The organism is Nonomuraea rubra (genome assembly GCF_014207985.1).
In the GTDB taxonomy this organism is placed as follows: domain Bacteria; phylum Actinomycetota; class Actinomycetes; order Streptosporangiales; family Streptosporangiaceae; genus Nonomuraea; species Nonomuraea rubra.
Genome location: NZ_JACHMI010000001.1, coordinates 2982396 through 3001092, shown reverse-complemented (window position 1 = coordinate 3001092; position 18697 = coordinate 2982396). Strand labels below are relative to the sequence as shown.

General features: G+C 72.6%; 15 protein-coding genes. 9 read left to right on the top strand and 6 right to left on the bottom strand.

What is annotated here, in order from left to right; all coding sequences use genetic code 11:
- The first annotated feature begins 188 nt into the window (after positions 1-188).
- Positions 189-353, top strand: a complete 165-nt coding sequence (locus tag HD593_RS13645) for a hypothetical protein (RefSeq protein WP_185102527.1) — start codon at positions 189-191, stop codon at positions 351-353.
- A 48-nt stretch (positions 354-401) separates the two neighbouring features.
- Here the strand turns inward: HD593_RS13645 and HD593_RS13640 are convergent, their stop codons facing one another.
- Entirely contained in the window at positions 402-1190 is a 789-nt protein-coding gene (locus tag HD593_RS13640) for an inositol monophosphatase family protein (RefSeq protein ID WP_185102526.1), read from the bottom strand.
- Positions 1190-3283, bottom strand: coding sequence for a S9 family peptidase (locus HD593_RS13635; RefSeq protein ID WP_185102525.1), 2094 nt, complete (start codon positions 3281-3283; stop codon positions 1190-1192). Before HD593_RS13635 ends, HD593_RS13640 begins: the two co-directional genes overlap by 1 nt.
- A gap of 11 nt (positions 3284-3294) precedes the next feature.
- Here HD593_RS13635 and HD593_RS13630 point away from each other — a divergent pair, with 11 nt between their 5' ends.
- Positions 3295-4245, top strand: coding sequence for a ferrochelatase (locus HD593_RS13630; protein WP_185102524.1), 951 nt, complete (start codon positions 3295-3297; stop codon positions 4243-4245).
- Here HD593_RS13630 and HD593_RS13625 read toward each other — a convergent pair.
- A complete protein-coding gene (locus HD593_RS13625) occupies positions 4236-5438 on the bottom strand; it encodes a lytic transglycosylase domain-containing protein (RefSeq protein ID WP_185102523.1) in 1203 nt (400 codons plus the stop codon). The two genes, HD593_RS13630 and HD593_RS13625, sit on opposite strands and share 10 nt — an antisense overlap.
- A 91-nt stretch (positions 5439-5529) precedes the next feature.
- Between HD593_RS13625 and HD593_RS13620 the strand changes: the two genes are divergently transcribed.
- The 3 genes from HD593_RS13620 to HD593_RS13610 all read left to right on the top strand — a co-directional run bounded on the left by HD593_RS13620 (position 5530) and on the right by HD593_RS13610 (position 8835).
- Entirely contained in the window at positions 5530-6732 is a 1203-nt protein-coding gene (locus HD593_RS13620) for an MFS transporter (protein ID WP_185102522.1), read from the top strand.
- Positions 6733-6831: 99 nt separating this feature from the next.
- Positions 6832-7509 carry a polysaccharide deacetylase family protein gene (locus tag HD593_RS13615; protein ID WP_312903454.1) on the top strand — a complete coding sequence of 226 codons (678 nt, stop codon included), beginning with the start codon at positions 6832-6834 and terminating at the stop codon, positions 7507-7509.
- A 45-nt stretch (positions 7510-7554) separates the two neighbouring features.
- A complete protein-coding gene (locus HD593_RS13610; protein WP_185102520.1) occupies positions 7555-8835 on the top strand; it encodes a D-arabinono-1,4-lactone oxidase in 1281 nt (426 codons plus the stop codon).
- A gap of 40 nt (positions 8836-8875) precedes the next feature.
- Here HD593_RS13610 and HD593_RS13605 read toward each other — a convergent pair whose 3' ends face one another.
- Positions 8876-9673, bottom strand: a complete 798-nt coding sequence (locus tag HD593_RS13605) for a hypothetical protein (RefSeq protein ID WP_185102519.1) — start codon at positions 9671-9673, stop codon at positions 8876-8878.
- Between the two features lie 113 nt (positions 9674-9786).
- On the opposite strand from HD593_RS13605, the gene HD593_RS13600 reads away from it, so the two are divergent.
- Together HD593_RS13600 and sepH are read left to right on the top strand one after the other, a co-directional pair.
- Positions 9787-10734 (top strand): protease inhibitor I9 family protein, encoded by a 948-nt coding sequence (locus HD593_RS13600; protein ID WP_185102518.1) that lies wholly within the window; start codon positions 9787-9789, stop codon positions 10732-10734.
- A gap of 160 nt (positions 10735-10894) precedes the next feature.
- Positions 10895-13396: a septation protein SepH gene (sepH, locus tag HD593_RS63345; RefSeq protein ID WP_281402455.1), complete on the top strand. Its 2502-nt coding sequence runs from the start codon at positions 10895-10897 to the stop codon at positions 13394-13396.
- Positions 13397-13526: 130 nt separating this feature from the next.
- Here sepH and HD593_RS13590 read toward each other — a convergent pair whose 3' ends face one another.
- Both HD593_RS13590 and HD593_RS13585 read right to left on the bottom strand, forming a co-directional pair.
- Positions 13527-15179 carry a PH domain-containing protein gene (locus tag HD593_RS13590; RefSeq protein WP_246546506.1) on the bottom strand — a complete coding sequence of 551 codons (1653 nt, stop codon included), beginning with the start codon at positions 15177-15179 and terminating at the stop codon, positions 13527-13529.
- Positions 15176-15688 (bottom strand): PH domain-containing protein, encoded by a 513-nt coding sequence (locus HD593_RS13585; RefSeq protein ID WP_246547862.1) that lies wholly within the window; start codon positions 15686-15688, stop codon positions 15176-15178. Before HD593_RS13585 ends, HD593_RS13590 begins: the two co-directional genes overlap by 4 nt.
- Positions 15689-16548: 860 nt before the next feature.
- Here HD593_RS13585 and HD593_RS13580 point away from each other — a divergent pair.
- Positions 16549-16989, top strand: a complete 441-nt coding sequence (locus HD593_RS13580; protein WP_246546505.1) for a YbhB/YbcL family Raf kinase inhibitor-like protein — start codon at positions 16549-16551, stop codon at positions 16987-16989.
- A gap of 184 nt (positions 16990-17173) precedes the next feature.
- On the top strand, positions 17174-18613 hold the full coding sequence (locus HD593_RS13575) for a hypothetical protein (RefSeq protein ID WP_221524751.1): 1440 nt from the start codon (positions 17174-17176) through the stop codon (positions 18611-18613).
- Positions 18614-18697: the final 84 nt, after the last annotated feature.

The window sequence follows — 18697 nt, the reverse complement described above, 5'->3', positions numbered from 1 at the left end:
CTCGATAAGCGCACGGTAAGGCATGTTCAGGGCCCGGTGACCCCGGCGTGAGCAGGTGCGGCGAGAAATTCATGTTTCGGAGGGCGACAAGCCGGGGTATGCCTGCGGGACACCTCTTGCCCGGACTTCATCCGGCGATGGGTGACTTCGCCCCCTGCACGAGTACGAACCCCCAGAGAGTAGGTGAGATGGGCGAGTTCACGACCACGATCGAACACCGCCTCGACCAGGCTTACAAGGGCCTTCGGGAGGCCCGTAGCTCCGGCGACGACTACCTCGCCGACACCCTCACCGCCGAGATCGAGGACCTGCGCCGTCTGGCCGACGATCACGGCATCCCGTTGCCCCGCTAGCCGGTGCGGAACGGCCGGAGCAGGCGCTCCGGCCGTTCCGCCACGGAATCAGGAGTCGCGTTCGGGGTTCAGCGGGGCCAGCACGTCGTGCAGCTCCTCGAACAGGCCGGGAGCCGCGCACAACGCGTAGTCAGGGCCGGCCGGCCGCCCGTTCAGCCCGCCGAACCTGGCGCCGGACTCGGTCGCCACCAGGCCCGCCGCGGCGTAGTCCCACGGGTTGATGCCGCGCTCGTAGTAGGCGTCCACCCGCCCCGCCGCCAGCGAGCACAGGTCCACGGCGCACGACCCGCCGCGCCGGATGTCGCGTACGCGGGGCAGCACCTGGGCCACCACCTCGCCCTGCACCGCGCGCCGGGTCTTGGAGTAGCCGAAGCCGGTCGCCACCAGCGCCTGGGCCAGCGGCACCCCCGTGTTGCAGCGCAGCCGCGAAGCGCCCAGCCAGGCGCCCTCGCCGCGGGCCGCGGTGAAGACCTCGCCGCGCGACGGCACGTTGACGACGCCGGCCACGACCTCGCCGCGTACCTCGACGGCGATCGACACCGCCCAGTCGGCCAGGCCGTACAGGAAGTTGACGGTGCCGTCCACGGGGTCCACGATCCAGCGCACGTCGGACTCGCCGGGCTCCTCGCCGCCCTCCTCGCCGAGGATGCGGTCGCCGGGCCTGGCGGCCAGGATGCGCTCCCGGATCAGCTCCTCCGACTCCTTGTCCAGCGCGGTGACCACGTCGGTGGGGCTGGACTTGGTCTCGATCTCGCCGGACATCGTGGGCCGCTTGGCCAGCAGCATGTCGCCGGCCTCGCGGGAGATGTCCTCGGCGAGCCGCAGGAAGTCCGTCATCAGGCCACCGAGTCCGGGCGCTTCCACTCCTGGCCGAGCACGTGCTGACCGAGGAAGGCCAGGACGGTCTCGTACCAGGCGACGATGTTGCCGGGCTTGAGGATCCAGTGGTTCTCGTCGGGGAAGTAGAGGAACTTCGCGTCCACCTCGGTACGCCGCAGGTCCCACCACAGGCGCAGCGCCTCGCCGATCGGCACCCGGTAGTCCTTGTCGCCGTGGATGACGAGCATCGGGGTGGTGATCTGGTCGAGGGCGTTGTGCGGCGACAGCAGCGAGTAGCGCTCGCCGCCGGGCAGGCCGAACTCGCGCTGCCAGTACATCGCGGCGTCGGTGGTGCCGGCGAACTGGTCGAGGTTCCACAGCGAGGCGTGGGTGACGATGGCCCGGTAGCGGTCGGTGTGGCCGGCGAGCCAGTTGGCCATGTAACCGCCGAACGAGCCGCCCATCGCGGCGATGCGCTCGCTGTCGATGTCGTCCCTGGCCAGGGCCGCGTCCACGATCGCGTCGAGGTCGGCCTGGGTGCGCGGGCCCCAGTCGCCCCAGCCGCGGTCGATCATGCCCTGGCCGTAGCCGGTGGACATGCAGGGGTCGGGCATGAGCACGGCGTACCCGTGCTGGGCCAGGATCCACGACTGCCAGCGCCACTGCCAGTCGTTCCACGAGCCGAGCGGGCCGCCGTGGATGAACAGCACGAACGGCGCGGGGCTGGCGGCGGAGGCGCCCTCCGGCAGGGCCAGCCAGCCGCGGACGGCGGTGCCGTCGTCGGCGGTGGCGGTGACCTCGGTGAGCGTGCCGGGCACCTCGGGCCGGGGCGCGGGCGAGAGCAGGTCGGCGACCTCGCCGGTGGCGGCGTCGATCCTGGCCGGGGCGGGCGCGAGGTTCACGGCGCTGCGCAGGGCGTAGATCCAGCGGCCGTCGGGCGAGGGGTTGAGGCCGAGGTAGGAGGCGTCGTCCTGGGTGATCCTGGCCGGCTCGGCGGACTCATGGTCGCGCCCGCTTCGCTCCTCGTTGGCTCGTCCCTCGCTCTCTCGTCGCGAGCTCCTGCGCTCGTCGAGCGGGACGCGGAAGACCGGGCGGCGGCCCTGGTGGTCGGCCGCGATGTAGACGGCCGAGGAGTCCGGCGCCCAGTCCACGTCCGAGGGCCACAGGTCGGGCGCGTAGGCGCGGCCCTCGCCGGTGGCGAGGTCGGCGATCCACAGCTCGCTGCGCGCGGAGACGTCCAGCCCGGTGAGCCTGTCGCGCGAGCAGGCCAGCCTGGTGCCGTCGGGCGAGACGGCCAGCGGCCCGGTGAAGTCGTAGGCCTCGTCGGACAGCAGCACGCGCCGCTCGCCGCTGGCCACGTCGATGGCCACCAGCTCGGTACGCGACTCGCCCCTCGGCAGGCCGACCCGCCAGGTGGTGATCACGGTGGTGCCGTCGGGGGTCAGCTCGAACCCGCCCTCGCGCAGCGCGTCGCCCGCGTCGGGGGTCAGGTCGCGCACGTCCTCCAGGCGGTCGGCGCCGAGCCTGGCCGCGAACAGCCTGGGCCGGCCGGGACCGAGGTCGTGGTCCCAGTAGCGGACGGGGTAGCCCTCGTGCAGGATCGCGCTGATGCCGGCCTCCTTGCGGGCCTTGCGCTTCTCCTCGTCGGCCGACTCCTCGCCGTCGAGCACGTCGGAGACGAACACGACCACGTCGCCGGCCGTACGCACGCCGGCGATGCCGCCGGGCCGGGTGGCCACCTGGCGGGCCTCGCCACCGGCCCGGGGCAGCAGCCACAGCGCGGGCACCTCCTCGCCCGCGTCCTTGACGGTCGGGTCGGGGCGGGCGGAGGTGAACAGCACGTCGCCGGCGTCGGTGAAGACCGCGGCGGACTCGCCCTTGGCCGAGCGCGTCAGCCGGTACGGCTCGCCGTCCAGCGGGATCGCCCAGAGCGCGGTGCCGAACGACTTGCCGTCGGGGTTGAGGGACTGGACGGTGGAGATCAACCTGGAGCCATCAGGCGAAAGCCGCAGAGAGAGGACCCGGGGAATGGCCACATAGTCACGAATGTCGTTGAATGCGCTCACTCGATCGAACCTACCTCGCGGGGCGGACCGCCGACACTCCCCCATAGGGTTGTCACGTGGGAATTTACGACGCCTTGCTGGTCCTGTCTTTCGGCGGTCCCGAAGGCCCGGACGACGTGATGCCGTTCCTGGAGAACGTCGTGCGCGGCCGCGGCGTGCCGCGCGAGCGCCTGCTGGAAGTGGCCGAGCACTACCAGAGCTTCGGCGGGGTCAGCCCGATCAACCAGCAGAACCGCGACCTGGTCGAGGCGCTGCGCCCGGTGCTCGACGTGCCGGTCTACTGGGGCAACCGCAACTGGCACCCGTTCGGCGAGGACACCGTGCGTCAGATGCACGCCGACGGGATCAGGAAGGCCGCCGTCTTCGCCACCTCGGCGTTCGCGGGCTACTCGAGCTGCCGCCAGTACTACGAGGACATCAAGCGCATCTCGTTCGAGGGCGGCCCCGAGCTGGTCAAGATGCGCCACTACGGCGAGCACCCCGGCTTCGTGGCGGCGATGGCCGACCACACGCGGGCGGCGCTGGAGCGGCTCGGCCGCGACGACGCCAGGCTCGTCTTCACCGCCCACAGCATCCCGGTCTCCATGGCCGAGGCCGCGGGCCCCGAGGGCGGCCTGTACGAGGCGCAGCTGCGCAGGAGCGCCGAGCTGGTCAGCCAGGCGCTGGGCCGCACCGAGCCGTGGGACCTGGTGTGGCAGTCGCGCAGCGGCCCGCCGCAGGTGCCGTGGCTGGAGCCGGACGTCTGCGACCACCTGCGCAAGATCGAGGCGCCGGCCGTGGTGCTGGTGCCGATCGGGTTCGTCTCCGACCACATGGAGGTCGTCTACGACCTCGACACCGAGGCCAGGGCCGTGGCCGCCGAGCTGGGCCTGCCGCTGGAGCGGGCCGCGACGGCGGGCACGCATCCGCGGTTCGTGCGGATGGTGGCCGAGCTGATGGCGGAGCCGGAGCCGGCGCCCTGCCCGCTCACCTGCTGCCCGCCCCCGAGGCGGCGGCCTCAGGCGTAGGTCTTGGCGTACGCGTCGGCGATCGACATGACCTTGTTCACGTAGTCCCACGAGTGGTTGTAGAACCAGATCGCCTTGCGCAGCCTCTCGCCGCCCTGCCCGGCCTTGTTGGCGCACAGGTAGTTCGCCGCGCCGGGCACGGCGTCGTACGGGCTCCAGATGTCCTTCTTGCCGTCCCCGTCGCCGTCCACGCCGTAGTGCTTCCAGGTGGCGGGCATGAACTGCATCGGCCCCAGCGCGCCCGCGCTCGACGGCCCGTTGTTGCGCCCGTGCCCGCTCTCCACCTGCCCGATCGCGGCCAGCACCGTCCATGACAGCCCGGGGCAGCGGGTGGCGGAGGCCTTGTAGAGCTCCAGGTAGCTGCCCGGCCGGCCCACGCTGACCTGCTGCGGCTGCTCCTGGGCGGGCTGCTGCTGGGCGGGCTGCTGCTGCTTGGGGGCACGCGCGGCGGCGTCGAGCACGACGACCTGGGCGCCCTTGCCGAGCACCTTGCGCACGCCGGCCTCGCCGATCCTGCCCTCCTTGCCGTGCAGCAGCACCGCGACGCCCTGCGCGAACCCCAGCGACCTGCCCACGTCCGCGCTGACCAGCCCGTCCACGCCGGTCAGCCCGAGGGAGGCGGAGGCCGCGGCGCGCAGCCTGGGCCCGCCGTCCACCTGGTACACGGCGCCCAGGATCATCCCGAACCTGCGCATCGTGCCCGCCTCCGCGACCAGCTCGCCCCTGGCCAGCGCGCTCCACACGGCGGGCTGGTCGGCGACGGGCTGCGGCGTCCAGGAGCGGAAGCCGGACGGGTCCACGGCCAGCAGGTTCAGCCCGGTGCCCGAGATCTTGACGGCGCCCGCGTCGACGACGGTGACCTTCTGCACGTGCTTGAGCTTCGCGAGCGCGAGCCTGGTCTCCTTGGGCACGGTGCCGGCGGCGATCGCCAGCACGCGGGCCGGGGTGGAGGTGACGCCCGGGCCGCCGGCGCCGAAGTCCTTGACGGGCTCGGCGGTGGGCACGAGCTGGTCGAGGCGGGGCGGGGCCGACTCCTGCTGGGTGGCCGCCCGGGGCCGGTCGCGTACGGGCTCCTGTGCGCTGCTCAGCACGTCACCGTCCACGAGCACCACGACACCGCCGGCCGCGGCGACGACCGCGAGCACGGCGACGAGCATGAGCATGACCGCACGGACAGTGGGAAGACCGGACACTCGGGACACGTTAACTCACGCCAGCCCGAAACCACTTGCGATCCCGACATATGTGCGCAATGGTTAGCTGCTTGAGTAAGGGGGAAACAGCGTGGTCGGGCCTTACCGGGGGTTGTTCGAGAGGCCCGGGACGAAGGCGTTCGTGCTGGCGGGGCTCGTCGGCCGGATGCCGATGTCGATGCTGGGCATCGGCGTCATCCTGCTGATCACCGCGCTGACCGACAACTACGCCACCGCCGGCGCCGTCGGAGCCGCCTCCAACCTGGCCTTCGCCGCCGCCGCCCCGCTGTCGGGCCGGCTCGCCGACAGGTTCGGGCAGGGCAGGGTGATCCCGCCGTTCGCCGTGGTCAACGCGCTGGCGCTGGCCGCCCTCATGCTCTCGGCCGGATCGGGGCTGCCCGAATGGACGCTGTACGCCTCGGGGCTGGTCATCGGCGCCACCTCGCTGTCGCTGGGCTCCATGGTGCGGGCCCGCTGGTCGGTCATCCACGGCGGCACGGACCGGCTGCACGCGGCCTTCGCGTTCGAGTCGGTGGCCGACGAGGTCGTCTTCGTCACCGGGCCCGCGCTGGTCACGGTGCTCGCGACCACCGTGAACCCCTACGCCGGCCTCATCGTGGCGCTGGTCTGCATGCTGGGCGGCTCCCTGACGCTGGCCGCGCAGCGGCGCACCCAGCCGCCCGTGCAGCTCGTCAGGTCGTCGGGCGGCACGCCGATCCTGATCCCCGCCGTCGCCCTGCTGGCGGGCGTCTCCCTGGCGCTGGGCGCGATCTTCGGCTCGGTGGACCTGATCACGGTGGCCTTCGCCGAGGAGCAGGGCGTCAAGTGGGCCTCGGGGTTCCTGCTGGCCTCGTTCGCGGGCGGGTCGATGGTGTCGGGCCTCTGGTTCGGCTCGCGGAGCTGGCGGATCTCGCTGCGCGCGCGGTTCGTGCGCGCGCTGGCCCTGTTCGTGGTGGGGCTGCTGCCGATCCTGTTCATCGACGCGCCGGGCATCATGGCGGCGGCGCTGTTCCTGGCGGGGTTCGCCATCTCGCCGACGCTCATCACCTGCTTCTCCCTCACCGAGAGGCTGGTGCCGCAGTCGCTGCTCACCGAGGGCATGGCGTGGATCTCGACCGCGATCACGCTGGGCGTGGCGCTCGGCTCGTGGGCGGGCGGGCAGCTCACCGAGACGTACGGGGCCTCCGACGCGTACGTGTTCTCCATCGTCGCGGCGGTCGTCGCGGTGATCGTGGGCATCGGAGGTTCGGGTTTGCTGAGACTTCCCGACGCTCCTTCACGCCCGGAGAGCTGATCCGCTACGGTCGGGAGATCCCTCGCAACACCCATCACACTGGAAGCACTAGTTATGTCCCGACAAATCAGTTCACTTCTAGCTATCGCGGCTGTTTGCGTGACCCTTGCTCCGGCGCCCGCCTTCGCGCAGGCTCCGAAGAAGGAGCCCGTGGATTGCGAGCAGGTCAAGTGCATCGCGCTGACCTTCGACGACGGGCCGGGCAAGTATGCGGGCACGCTGCTCGACACGCTCAAGAAGTACGACGCGAAGGCGACGTTCTTCCTTGAGGGCCAGTACGTGAAGAGCCGCCCGCAGTACGTCAAGCGCATGGTCGCCGAGGGCCACGAGCTCGGCAACCACAGCTACAGCCACCCCGACTTCACCAAGAGTGAGGCGTGGACGATCCGGAGCGAGATCCAGAAGACCCAGGACGCGGTGAAGAAGGCGGCGGGGGTCGAGCCCAAGCTGCTGCGCCCGCCGTACGGGATGGCCGACCTCCAGGTGTCCGACATCGCCGCGGAGTTCGGCATGCCGATGATCCTGTGGACCGCCGGTTCCCAGGACTGGAGCACCAAGAACGTCGACGCCATCCAGAAGCAGACCCTGGCCGTGGCCAAGCCGAACTCGATCATCCTCATGCACGACTGGGTGAAGCAGACGGTCGACGGCATGCCCTCGCTCATCAAGACCCTGCAGAACAAGGGCTACCACCTCGTCACGGTCTCCGACGTGGTCAAGAAGGAGAACCTGGAGCCCGGCGACATCTTCCCCGTTCCCGAAGGCTGGGAGAAGTGAGTATCGTTCACGTTTAACCGGAACGATGCTCTGGAGGGGTGCCCCGTGGCCTTCGTGAACTGGGCGCGCAACCAGTCGGGCACCCCCGCCGAGGTGCGCTCCCCGTCCTCCGCGGAGGACGTCGTACGCGCCGTGCGCGACGCCGCCGCCTCCGGGCGGCGGCTCCGCATGGTCGGCACGGGGCACTCCTTCACCGGAGTGGCACTCACCGACGGCATCATGCTCCGCCCCGGCGCGCTCACCGGGATCAGGACCTGGGCGGACGACCGCGTCACCGTCCTGGCCGGCACGCCCCTGCGGGTGCTGAACGAGCTGCTCGCCCGGCGCGGCCTGGCCCTGGCGAACATGGGCGACATCACCGAGCAGACCGTCGCGGGCGCCATCCAGACCGGCACCCACGGCACCGGCCGCGACAGCGGCGGCCTCGCCGACCAGGTCACCGAGCTGGAGCTGGTGCTGGCCGACGGCACCGTGGCCACCGCCCTGCCGGGCGAGGACCTGTTCGACGCGGCCCGGGTGGGGCTGGGCGCCCTCGGCGTACTGACGGCCGTCACCCTGCGCGTGGAACCCGCGTTCCTGCTGCACAACCGGCGGCGCAGGCTCCCGCTCGGCGACATCCTCGGCACGCTCGACGAGCTGACCACCGCCAACGAGCACCTCGACTTCTTCTGGCTGCCGCACACCGACGCCTGCCTGGTCAAGACCAACAACCGCAGCCCCGGCCCCGCCAGCCCGCCCGGCGCGTTCCGCCGCTGGCTCGACACCGTCTTCCTGGAGAACACCCTCTTCGGCGCGGCCTGCGCCCTCGGTGCCCGGCTGCCCGCGCTGATCCCGCGGATCAACCAGCTCAGCGCGGCCGCGCTCGGGGACTCCGAGTCGGTGGACGCGTCGTACAGGGCGTTCACCGCGCGGCGGGACGTGCGCTTCCTGGAGATGGAGTACGCCGTGCCGCGCGACCGCCTGGCCCAGGCCCTGCGCGAGACGCGCGACCTGGTCGAGCGGATGGACTGGAAGATCACCTTCCCCGTGGAGGTGCGGGTGACGCCGCCCAGCGACGCGTGGCTGTCCACCGCGTACGGCCGGCCGTCGGCGTACGTCGCCTGCCACCTCTACCGCCCGACGCCGAACCCCGCCTACTTCGAGGGCGTCGAGGACATCATGACCCGCCTGGACGGCCGGCCCCACTGGGGCAAGCTGCACACCCGCGACGCCGCCTACCTCGCCAAGGTCTACCCCCGCTTCACCGACTTCGTCGCCCTGCGCGACCGCCTCGACCCCGGCCGCCTGTTCGCCAACGCCTACCTGGACACCGTGCTGGGCGCCTAGCTGCGGCGGCGCGCGGTACTCCGGTCTCCGCGCTGGATGCCTAGGCCGGTGGCGTGTCGTACTCGGGCTCGGCCCGATCCGCGCCCGGCGACGGCGCCTCCTCGATCACGTCGGGCTGCTCCTGCGCCGGCGGCGGGGTGGGCGTGCCCTCCTGCGACGGCTCCACCGTATCCGACGGTGTCGGCGCCGGCGTGGGCGTCGGCTCACGGGTGGGCGTGACGGTCCTGGTGGGCGTGGGGGTGGGCGTCGGCTCCGGGGTGTCCTCGGGGGTGACACTCGGATCGAGGTACGCGGGCGGCTGCTGCGTCCCCGTCTCCCGCGTGACCGGCCCGCGCTCCTCCTCCTGCCGCTTCTGCTGCACCTTCGCCGGCCCCTTGCCCGTGACCTGCTCGTGCACGGTCTGCTGGGCGGCCGCCTGGTAGACCAGGATGCTGCCCATGCTCACGCCGAACACGATCGCCGCCGCCGCGCCGACCTTCAGCCACGGCAGCCGCCACCTCGACGACGCGGGGCCCACGGCGGGCATCACCAGCGTGACGTCCCCTTCGTCCCGCTCGTCCGCCCGCTCGTCCTCCTCCGGTTCCTCCTGCAGTTCCCCCTGCAGTTCCTCCCGCCGGACGACCAGCGGCGTGCGCTGCTTGACCCGCTCCCCCGTCCGCTTGAGATAGTGCGTGTACACGGCCGTGGCCACCGTGCTGGCGACGCTCACCACCGCCGCCCCGATCACCGTCCCGGCCACGCCCAGGTACGACGCCGCCACCGCCGCGGTGACCGCGGCCAGCGCGCTGCCCAGGATCTGCGGCACGCTCAGCTCGAACCTCCGCTGCTCGCCGCTCATCCCCCGGATCAGTCCTTCCTTGCCCCGCGTTCGGTAAAGACCTGTCTCGTGAATAGACGCGAGCGCGTGTCCTGTTGTTCCTGTGACCTGCGTGACAGGCATCCTTGCCGATCGTGCCCCGACGACTCGGCCTGCCCTCCGTGTACCTCGCCGCGGCCGTGGCAACGGCCGCGGCGACCGCCGCCCCTCTCGCCATGACACCCGCCGCGGGACTCGCCCTGCACCCCGACCATCCGGAGCCCGCCCGGCCCTACATCGTCACCGCGCGCGACCGGAAGGCCGCCCGCGACCTCGTCGGCGAGGTGCGCTGGCGGGTGCGCCGCTACTACACCTCGGCGCTGCCGGGGTTCGCCACCTTCCTCACCGCCTCCGAGCTGGACGAGCTGCGCGCCGACACGCGAGTACGCACCATCGAGCCGGACCGCCAGATCCACCCCATGGCGGTGCGCGCTCCCGGCCGCCCGCCCTCGGTGCGGGCGAGCGGCGCGGGAACCACCATGTACGTCCTGGACAGCGGCGTCGCGATCCGCCGCGCCGGGCTCCGCGACCGGGCCTGGCGCGCCTTCGACGCCACCGGCGGCACCGGGCGCGCCTGCGGCGGCCACGGCACGCGCGTCGCCGCCCGCGCCCACGACGTGGCCCCGGAGGCGGGCATCGCGTCCGTACGGGTGCTCGGCTGCGGCGGCTCCGGCACGCTGGCCGACATGCTGGCGGGGCTCGACTGGATCCACCGGCACGCCCGCGGGCCCTCCGTGGCGCTCCTGCCGACCGACGGCGCCGACTCCCCCGCCCTCGCCAGATCCGCGCGTTCGCTCGTACGCTCGGGCGTGTTCGTCATCGGCGCCGCCAACGGCGCCGCCTGCCGGCTCACCCCGGACGGCCGGGCGTTCTCCGCCCACGCCCCGTACCTCGCCGGAGCCGCCGCCCGCCACCTCGAACGTCATCCGGACGCCGACCCCGCCACCCTGTCCGCCTGGCTGGACTGCACCGCGGCCCGGGGCGCGATTCGCCAGAACCCGTCGAGGCCAAATAACCTCCTGGTACGCAACGGCGGGCTCTAGAGGGATGGACACCACAAATGTGACCGGCGTCACATCGCCCCGGGGCTATCCCAGGAAGGCGATGTTCGGACATGCCGGGTACGGTGCTGGCAGGCAACCGGCACACGCGAGAGACTCAAGGGTCCGGGGGAAGAATGGCGACGCTGACGAAGGGACTCGCATGCAGGAGCTCCGACTCGTCGCGGTGAGTGAGGACGGCACCTACCTCGTGCTGGCTACTGCCGGACGGGGTACGCGCTTCACGCTTCCCGTGGACGACCGGCTCCGTGCTGCCGTCCGCGGCAACTTCTCCCGTCTCGGCCAGTACGAGATCGAAGTGGAGAGTCCGTTGCGCCCCAAGGAGATCCAGGCCCGCATCCGAGCCGGAGAGACGGCGGAGGAGATCGCCGCGACCGCCGGGATCCCGGTCGAGCGTGTCCGCTGGTTCGAGGGGCCCGTGCTCCAGGAACGCGAGTACGTCGCCCAGCAGGCGCAGCGCGTCGCCGTACGCATGCCGGGCGAGTCCGCCCCCGGTCCCACGCTCGGCGAGCTCGTCGCGGAGCGGCTGACCAGGCGCGGCGTGCCCACCGACGAGATCGACTGGGACTCCGCCAAGCGCGACGACGGCCTGTGGCGGGTCAAGCTCGGCTACGTCTGGAACGGTCACACGCGCCACGCCGAGTGGCTCTTCGACCCGCGTAAGCGGCACGTCACCCCGCACGACGACGAGGCCATGCGCCTTTCGGCCGCCGACTTCGACCCCGAGCCCGCCGTGGTGGAGGACACCACGGTGACGCCGTTCGCGCCGCGCGTGGCCAAGCTGCAGCCGGTGCCGCCGCTGGCGTCCGACCCGCTGCCGTTCCCCTCGGTGGTGCGCGGCGAGCCCGAGCCCTACACCTCTTCCGAGACGGCCTACCCGCCCTCCCGCGAGGCGCCCTTCGACCCGCCGGCCAGAGAAGAACCGCCGTCACGCGAGCCCTTCCGGCCCGAGCCGCCCGCCCGCGAAACCGGCTACGCCCGCCCCGGCGACACCACGTCCCGCCGCGGCGGGTCTTCGCCATGGCTGCCCGACTTCGGATCGGGACGGCCGGACCACGACTCCATCTACGCCCCCGCCACCCCACCCCCCTCCCGCCCGGCGCCGCAACCCCTGGCCGAGGAGCCCGCCTCCCCAGCCAGGCCGATCACCCCACCCCCCGCTCAGCCCGGCCCCACAGCAGCGCCCGCCACCGAGCCCACCGCGCAGGCCAGCGCCACGGCAGCACCCGCCGCCGAGCCCACCTCCCACACCGGGCCGGTAGCCGCGCAGACCCACCCCATGTCGGGGTCCGCCGCCGAGCCTCGGACGCCCCCGGCGCCGACGGCTCCGGCCAGGCCGGAGGCTCCGCACACCGTGGCGGAAGCGCCGCAGGTCGAGGCGGTGGCTGCCGCGAGCGCGGCGGCTTCCACCGAGGTGTCCACCACCGGCGCGGAGGAGTCCGGCGCGGAGAAGTCCGGCGCGGAGGAGTCCGGCGCGGAGGAGTCCGGCGCGGAGGAGTCCGGCGCGGAGGAGTCCGGCGCGCCGGTCACCGACCTCAACACGCCTGCCGTCGCAGAACCTGCCGTCGCGTCTGAGGCCGCGGCCACCGCACAGAGCCCGGCCACCGCACAGAGCCCGGCCGCGTCGAGCACCACGGACGCCCAGGTCACCGCGTCGCAGGTCACGACACCTCCGCCGCCCGCCGAGGCGACCCCCGCAGTCGCCGGCACAGCCGTGACCGCCGCAGACACGGAAGCGACCGCCGCGGGCACGGAAACAACAAAGGAGTCGGCAGCCGTCGCGGAGCCCGAAGCGGCAGCCGCCGCCCCGGCCCAGCCTCAGGCAGCGACCGCCACTTCGAGCCGGCCGCAGGTGGCGGAGGCTCCCGCTGCGGAGACTTCCGCTGCGGAGGCCGGGACACCCAAGGCCGAGCCGGCCTCGAGCGCCGCACCAGCCGCAAGCGCCGCACCGGCCGCGAAGGCGGAACCCGTCGAGAAGGCGGAACCCATCGCAAGCGGTGACGCCACCACGTCACAGGCCACCACAGCCCAGGACACCGCGTCACAGGACACCGCGTCACAGGACACGGCGTCCCCGAGCACCACGACCCAGGACACCACGACCCAGGACACCACGGCCCAGAGCGTCGCGGGTCAGACCACCGCGTCCGAGCCTGCAGCGACCGCGACCGAGGAGCCCGCAGCCGAGCAGGCGGCGCCCCGGGAACCCGCAGCCGAGCAGGCAGCCGTGACCGTCACCGAGCAGGCGGCGGCCGAGCCGGAGCCGGTCGTTCCCGCGAAGGCCCCTGAGCCCGAGAAGGCCCCTGAGCCCGAGCAGGCCGCCGAGCCCGAGCAGGCCGCCGTCCCCGAGCCCGCACCGGCCGCCGAGAAGCCGGCCGCACCCGTGCCCGGGAAGAAGGCGACGCAGCCGGAGCCCGTTCAGGAGAGCAAGCCTCCCGCACCCCAGCCCAAGCCGAAGCCCGCTGCTGCGGCGGTGCCGGCGGCGCGGGCGGGCAAGGACGAGGGCAAGGAGGAGCCGCCGGTGCCGGTGCCGTCCCCGCCGCCCGCCCCGGCCGCGCGTCAGGCGCGCAAGGGTTCGAGGGGCCGCCGCGCGTCCGTGCCGACCTGGGACGAGATCATGTTCGGCGCCCGCCGCCAGGACTGACCACCGGAGACGACACCGCTGAGCAGGCCGTAACCCCCCGGGCACCCACCGGCAGCGCACGCCAGAAAACCCCTCCGTGGTCTCTCCGGCGACCGGCCCGGTCAGAGTCCGTTGCAGCCGGCCAGACCCGTCAAGGCTCGCCGCGCTCCAGGAACGGCGCCAGCCACTCGGGCGTCACCTCCGCGGCGAACTCCACCCCCTGCGCCTCGGCGACGTCGATCGCCGAATAACCCCCCTTGCCCGCCCCGACCCCGGCGATCAGCGTGAGCACCCCCGACTGCCGCTGGAACCAGGTCTGCCGCAGCCGCCACCCCACCACGGCCCGGCGTTCGACCACGGCCTGGGCCCGCCGCAGCGACCCGGACCGCACCGCCAGGCGTCCCCCGTCGTAGCCGTGCCCCAGCGAGGCGTACCTGTCGAGCCCGAGCGGCACCCCGCCGCCCGCCAGGAGCAGCGCCAGCACCAGCAGGACCCACCAGAAGGCGCTCCCGGTGGCCCAGAGGCCGGCGGCGCTCGCGGCGGCCAGCACCAGCCAGGGGAAGACGGCCCGGAACAGGCGGCGTCTGCGGGCCACGGGCGGATGGGGGCGGAGGGGTGCGTCGTAGGGGCCGATCGCGTCGCCGGTCACCTGGAACGCGACCGTCCGCGGCACGTCGGGCAGGAGTTGCCCGCGCGTCTCCGAGTCGCCGAGCCCTGTCACGATGGCCCAGACGCGTACGACCCCGGCCCAGCGTTCGACCAGGCCGTCCACGATCTCGTAGCCGCGCACCCGCTTCGACTCCAGCGACACGCTGCGCCGGTTGATCAGCCCGCGCTCGGCCACCAGGTAGCCGTCGCGGCGCTTGAGCACGAAGTCCCAGTTGAACACCGCGTACATCAGCCCGCCCGCGAACGGCATCGCCAGCACGAGCAGCACCGCCACGCCGACCAGGAGGTAGGGGTGACCCCAGAGCCACTCCCCCGCGCTGAGGGCGTCGTCCTGGCTGAGCCCCAGGTCGTCCCCCCATTGGAAGGCCAGCCCGATCGCGCCGCCGACGAAGGCGAAGGGGGTGAGCAGGTACGCGCCGGACAGCGGCCCGTACAGGAGCCATTTGCGCGGCACGCCGATGATGGGCCGGTCGGTGGTGGTGTGAGGGGTGTGCGCGTCTTCGGCGGGTTCGGCGGTGCGGCGCAGGAGGAGCGCCTTGAGGCGTTCGGCCTCGTTCAGGGAGACGCCGGCGAGCTTGGCCTCCTCCTCGTCGCCGCTCGCCCCTGTGTCGATCTTGAGGATGGTCAGGCCGAGCAGCCGGTGCATGGGCGGGTTGGAGACGTCGACGCCGCGGATGCGTTCCAGCGGGATGGTCCGGACGGAGCGGCTGATCAGCGAGCGCTTGGTCTCCAGGCGGTCGCCGACGATCTCGTACGTGAAGGTGGCCCATCTGACGGTCGCGAACACGACGGCGGCCAGGACGCCCACGGCCGCGTAGGCGTACGACCTGGCCGAGAAGCCGCCCACGAACAGGACCCCGACCAGGGGGAGGAGAAGGGAGGGCAGCATCCGCACGGGGTCGATGAGCAGCACCTTGGGGCTGAGCCGCTGAGGCGCCCGCCCCGCGGGCGGCGGCCAGGGAAACGGCCCCCCAGGCCCGGGATACGGCCCGCCAGGCCCCGGCGGCGGTGCCCCCTGGACGGGGGATGCGGGTCCGGCCGGGGGCTCGCCACCGGCCGGGGGAGGGGGCGTGGGCGGGGCCCAGCCGCCGTCCGGAGGGCCAGGGGCGGGGTCGCCGGGGCGGGGTTCGGTCATGTGGCGTCGTCCCTGAGCTCTTCCGCCCGCCGCGCGAGCCGCTCAGCCAGTTCCGCCGCCACCCGGTAGTCGAGCCCCTTGATCGTCGAGGACCCCGCGTGCGAGGCCGTGCGGATGTCGAGGGTGGCCAGACCGAGCATCCGCTCGAACCATCCCTGCCCCTTGTCGACGGTCTGGATGCGGCTCACAGGCACGAACACCCACTCCCTGGTCAGGAACCCCGACCTGGCGTAGACGACGTCCCCAGACAGCTCCCAGCGATGTACGAAGTACCGTACGAACGGCTCGGCCACCAGGAACGGCAGCGTCACCGCCACGACCCCGGCGGGCAGCAGCCAGGCGTCCTCGGCGAGCCACCGTGGCACCCACGACCAGTCGCTCCCGTCGACCCACCGCGACACGAGCAGCGAGCCTCCCAGGAAGAACACGAAAGCGACCAGCGACTCCAGCAGCCACATCCGGATGGCTTTGGGCGAGACGCGGTTCGCCGGATCACGCAGAGCGCCCATTGACGTCACAAGGCCAGCTTATGGCGCGAACCCGGCAGGCGATCTGTCAGCGGGCCGGGAAAGGACCGGCCGGATGCGGATTTACGCCCGGCGGGGCGGCCGGAGATCGGCTGAGCGGCCGGAGATCGGCGGGCCGTCCGGCGGGGCGCCCGAAGATCCGCGAGCCGTCCCGGCGCGGCGGGCGAAGATCCGCGGGCGTCGAGGCAAAGATCCGCCGGTCGCCCCGGCGTGTCTGCCGACTCCCGGCTCGGCCTCGGTGCCATGCTCGGTGGCGGCCGGCCGCAGGCTGTCGAGCTTGGCCACGTCGGCGGCGCCACGTACGTGCCAGCCAGGCCCGGCAGCGCGTCGTGACCGCACCACTGCGCGAGCGCCTCACGCAACGTGGCAGCCGCCGTCCGCATCCAGGCCCCGCGCGGCCTCTCGTCTACTCGAAGCCCCGATCTGGCGCACCTGGTTTTTGCGACACCGCCGGTCCGAAACCTATGTCCGTTTCGTCGGGGTGACCGCCCGGCGCCCCGCCCGCCTCGCGCCGGCGCATAGCAGCAGGCGAGAGAGGTTGCGCCGGTGGGGGCGGATCCGGGCGCCGGCAGCGCGCGGGCGAGCGCCGTTGTGGCCAACCTCACTACGCGAATGCCCTCATTCCCGGGCTTTTCGGATCCTTTACCGACCACCGACCATCGGGAAACGGTCTGCGCACCGCCGAGAGCCGCGTAGCATCGTCCGGCATGGGGCTGTGTAACGCGGCATCGCGCATGCGACGCTTCGCCGTCAGTGTGACGGCGGCGGCTGTCGCGTTGTCCCTGTCGGGTTGCAGCAGCCTGAGCTTCATCGGCAGATCCCAGGCTCAGGACATCGCCGAGATGAACGTCACGAGTCCCGAGCTGCGTGAGGGCAAGCCACTACCCAGCGAATACTCCTGCGGGAGCGACCAGGGCAGCCCGCCGCTGCGCTGGTCCAGCCAGCCGCTGCAGGGGGCCAAGTCGATCGCCATCGTGGTCGACAGCCACACGCCCGCGAGGTCCGCGGTGCACTGGGTGCTCTACGACATCCCGGCGACCACGACCGAGCTGGGGCCCAACGCCGCCGCCGACCCACCAGGAGGGACGGGGCAGGCGAGGGTGACCAGCGGCAGGGTGGGTTACGAGCCTCCCTGTGAGAAGGAAGCCAGCTACCGGTTCACGGTGTACACGCTGAGCGGCAAGGTGGGTCTCGCGGCGGGCTCCCCGCTGCCCGCGGTCCTGAAGAAGATCGCGGAGCAGACCATCGCCCGCGGCCGTCTCACGGCGGTGAACATCCAGTGAGAGGCCGAACACGGCAGGTAGTGCCGGTGTACCAATTATTCGCGTAGGGTGTGACAACTCTCATAGTGGTCCGACACAATCAGATCCAATTGTTAGGCACTGGTGATCAAAGGGGGCAGATCGCGTCGATGGCCGCGCGATCTCATCGGTGCCAGAGGGAGGCCATGGCTTTGAGGGTGGTGCAATGATCGCGGTCGTAGTGAGCTTGGTCGCTGTCGTGCTCCTCGTGCTCGTCGTCGTGGCACTGGGCATGCGCTCGATGAACCGCAGGGAGAGCTCGCTCCCTCCGGAACGGCTGAAGGAGATGGCCGAGAAGGAGGAGCAGACACAGACTCGTTCGACGGACCAGTTCGCGGCGCACGAGCCGCGGATGGCCAATTTCAGCCCGGACTTCAGTCCTATTGACGAGGTCAAGCCCAAACCGGTGCGTACCGGTCAGCGTGGCCGGCGTGGCGTCGACGAGTGGGGCAACCCCACCAACGACGACGATGACGAGGAGTTCTGGGCGAACATCCGCAGCGATGCGGAGGAGGGCGAGTTCGGCGCCGGGGGCACCGTGGCCGCCAGGAAGGGCGCCTCCCGCCCGGTCGAGCGTCCCGCCGCCGAAGCCGAGCGCCCCGCCGGGCGTCCCGCCAAACGTTCCGAGCGCGCCGCCAAGCCGCGGCCCGCCGCCGCCTCCGCCGGCGTCGACCCCAACGCGGCCACCGTTCAGGCCCCCCTCCCCCAGCGCCAGCCCGCCGCCGCCTCGGCCAATCTCGCCGACCTGGTCGAGCCTGCGAAGCGCAGCACCCCCAGCCAGGCCGAGCTGGCCGACCAGCGCACCGTGACGTTCGCGGCGCCGACGGCCGACGTGATGAGCATCCTCGGTGCGGGAGCCCAGCCGGTGCCCGCCCCCACGCGCCCCGAGCCGTCCTCCTCCCCCAGGCCCGCCCCGGTCTCCTCCAACTCCGTCTCCTCCAACTCCGTCTCCTCCAACAGCGTCTATCCGGCCGCAGCGAACGGCAGCGGCTCGTTCCCCGCGGTGAGCCCGACCTCCAGCGGCAGCTTCCCCGCCCCTCCGGCACCCATCCACGGCGCGCCGACGAGCGACCCGTTCCCCGCGTACGGCGGCGGCGCGGCCGACCCGCTCGAGACCACCTGGACCCAGCAGCCCGCGGGCACCACGTCAGGCTCCTGGGCGGCCTCGCCCGACATCCTCGACGACCCGGCCCCCGCTCCCTCCGCCCCCTACGGCGGGGCGAGTTCGTGGCCGGCGTTCGAGCAGCCCGCCGCCCGCTCGTCCTACCCCGCCTCGTACGAGGTGCGCTCCGGCTGGGCCGTGGCCGACGACTCCGATCCGCTCACCGGCCCCTCCCCCGCCTCCGGCACGCCGACCGTGCCCGGACGGGCCGTCTCCAACTACGACGTGCTGTCGGCTCCCACGCCGCCGGTGCCTCCGGCCTCCCCGTTCGCCGCGGGCGCGTACGAGACCGGCGACATCACGACCAGCCCCGCGGCGGCCTGGCCCGAGCCTCCGTCGGCGTCGGCACACGGGGCCCAGCCTTCGCAGTCGCGCGGCAACGGCCGGGGCAACCACCGGCGCGGCCCGGAGCAGCAGGACCATCCGCACGACTACTACCGGTGATCTTCAGCCCCCATTAATCCGTAAAACCAGCGCGACGCCCCCTTAAAGCAGGACGTCGGAGCAATAGGGTTTGCTCCATGTTCC

Bases quoted from the DNA above. Each gene is read 5' to 3' on its own strand.
- HD593_RS13645 (WP_185102527.1), top strand. From the start codon at position 189: ATGGGCGAGTTCACGACCACGATCGAACACCGCCTCGACCAGGCTTAC.
- HD593_RS13640 (WP_185102526.1), bottom strand. From the start codon at position 1,190: ATGACGGACTTCCTGCGGCTCGCCGAGGACATCTCCCGCGAGGCCGGC.
- HD593_RS13635 (WP_185102525.1), bottom strand. From the start codon at position 3,283: ATGGGGGAGTGTCGGCGGTCCGCCCCGCGAGGTAGGTTCGATCGAGTG.
- HD593_RS13605 (WP_185102519.1), bottom strand. From the start codon at position 9,673: ATGAGCGGCGAGCAGCGGAGGTTCGAGCTGAGCGTGCCGCAGATCCTG.
- sepH (WP_281402455.1), top strand. From the start codon at position 10,895: ATGCAGGAGCTCCGACTCGTCGCGGTGAGTGAGGACGGCACCTACCTC.
- HD593_RS13590 (WP_246546506.1), bottom strand. From the start codon at position 15,179: ATGACCGAACCCCGCCCCGGCGACCCCGCCCCTGGCCCTCCGGACGGC.
- HD593_RS13585 (WP_246547862.1), bottom strand. From the start codon at position 15,688: ATGGGCGCTCTGCGTGATCCGGCGAACCGCGTCTCGCCCAAAGCCATC.
- HD593_RS13580 (WP_246546505.1), top strand. From the start codon at position 16,549: ATGAACGTCACGAGTCCCGAGCTGCGTGAGGGCAAGCCACTACCCAGC.
- HD593_RS13575 (WP_221524751.1), top strand. From the start codon at position 17,174: ATGATCGCGGTCGTAGTGAGCTTGGTCGCTGTCGTGCTCCTCGTGCTC.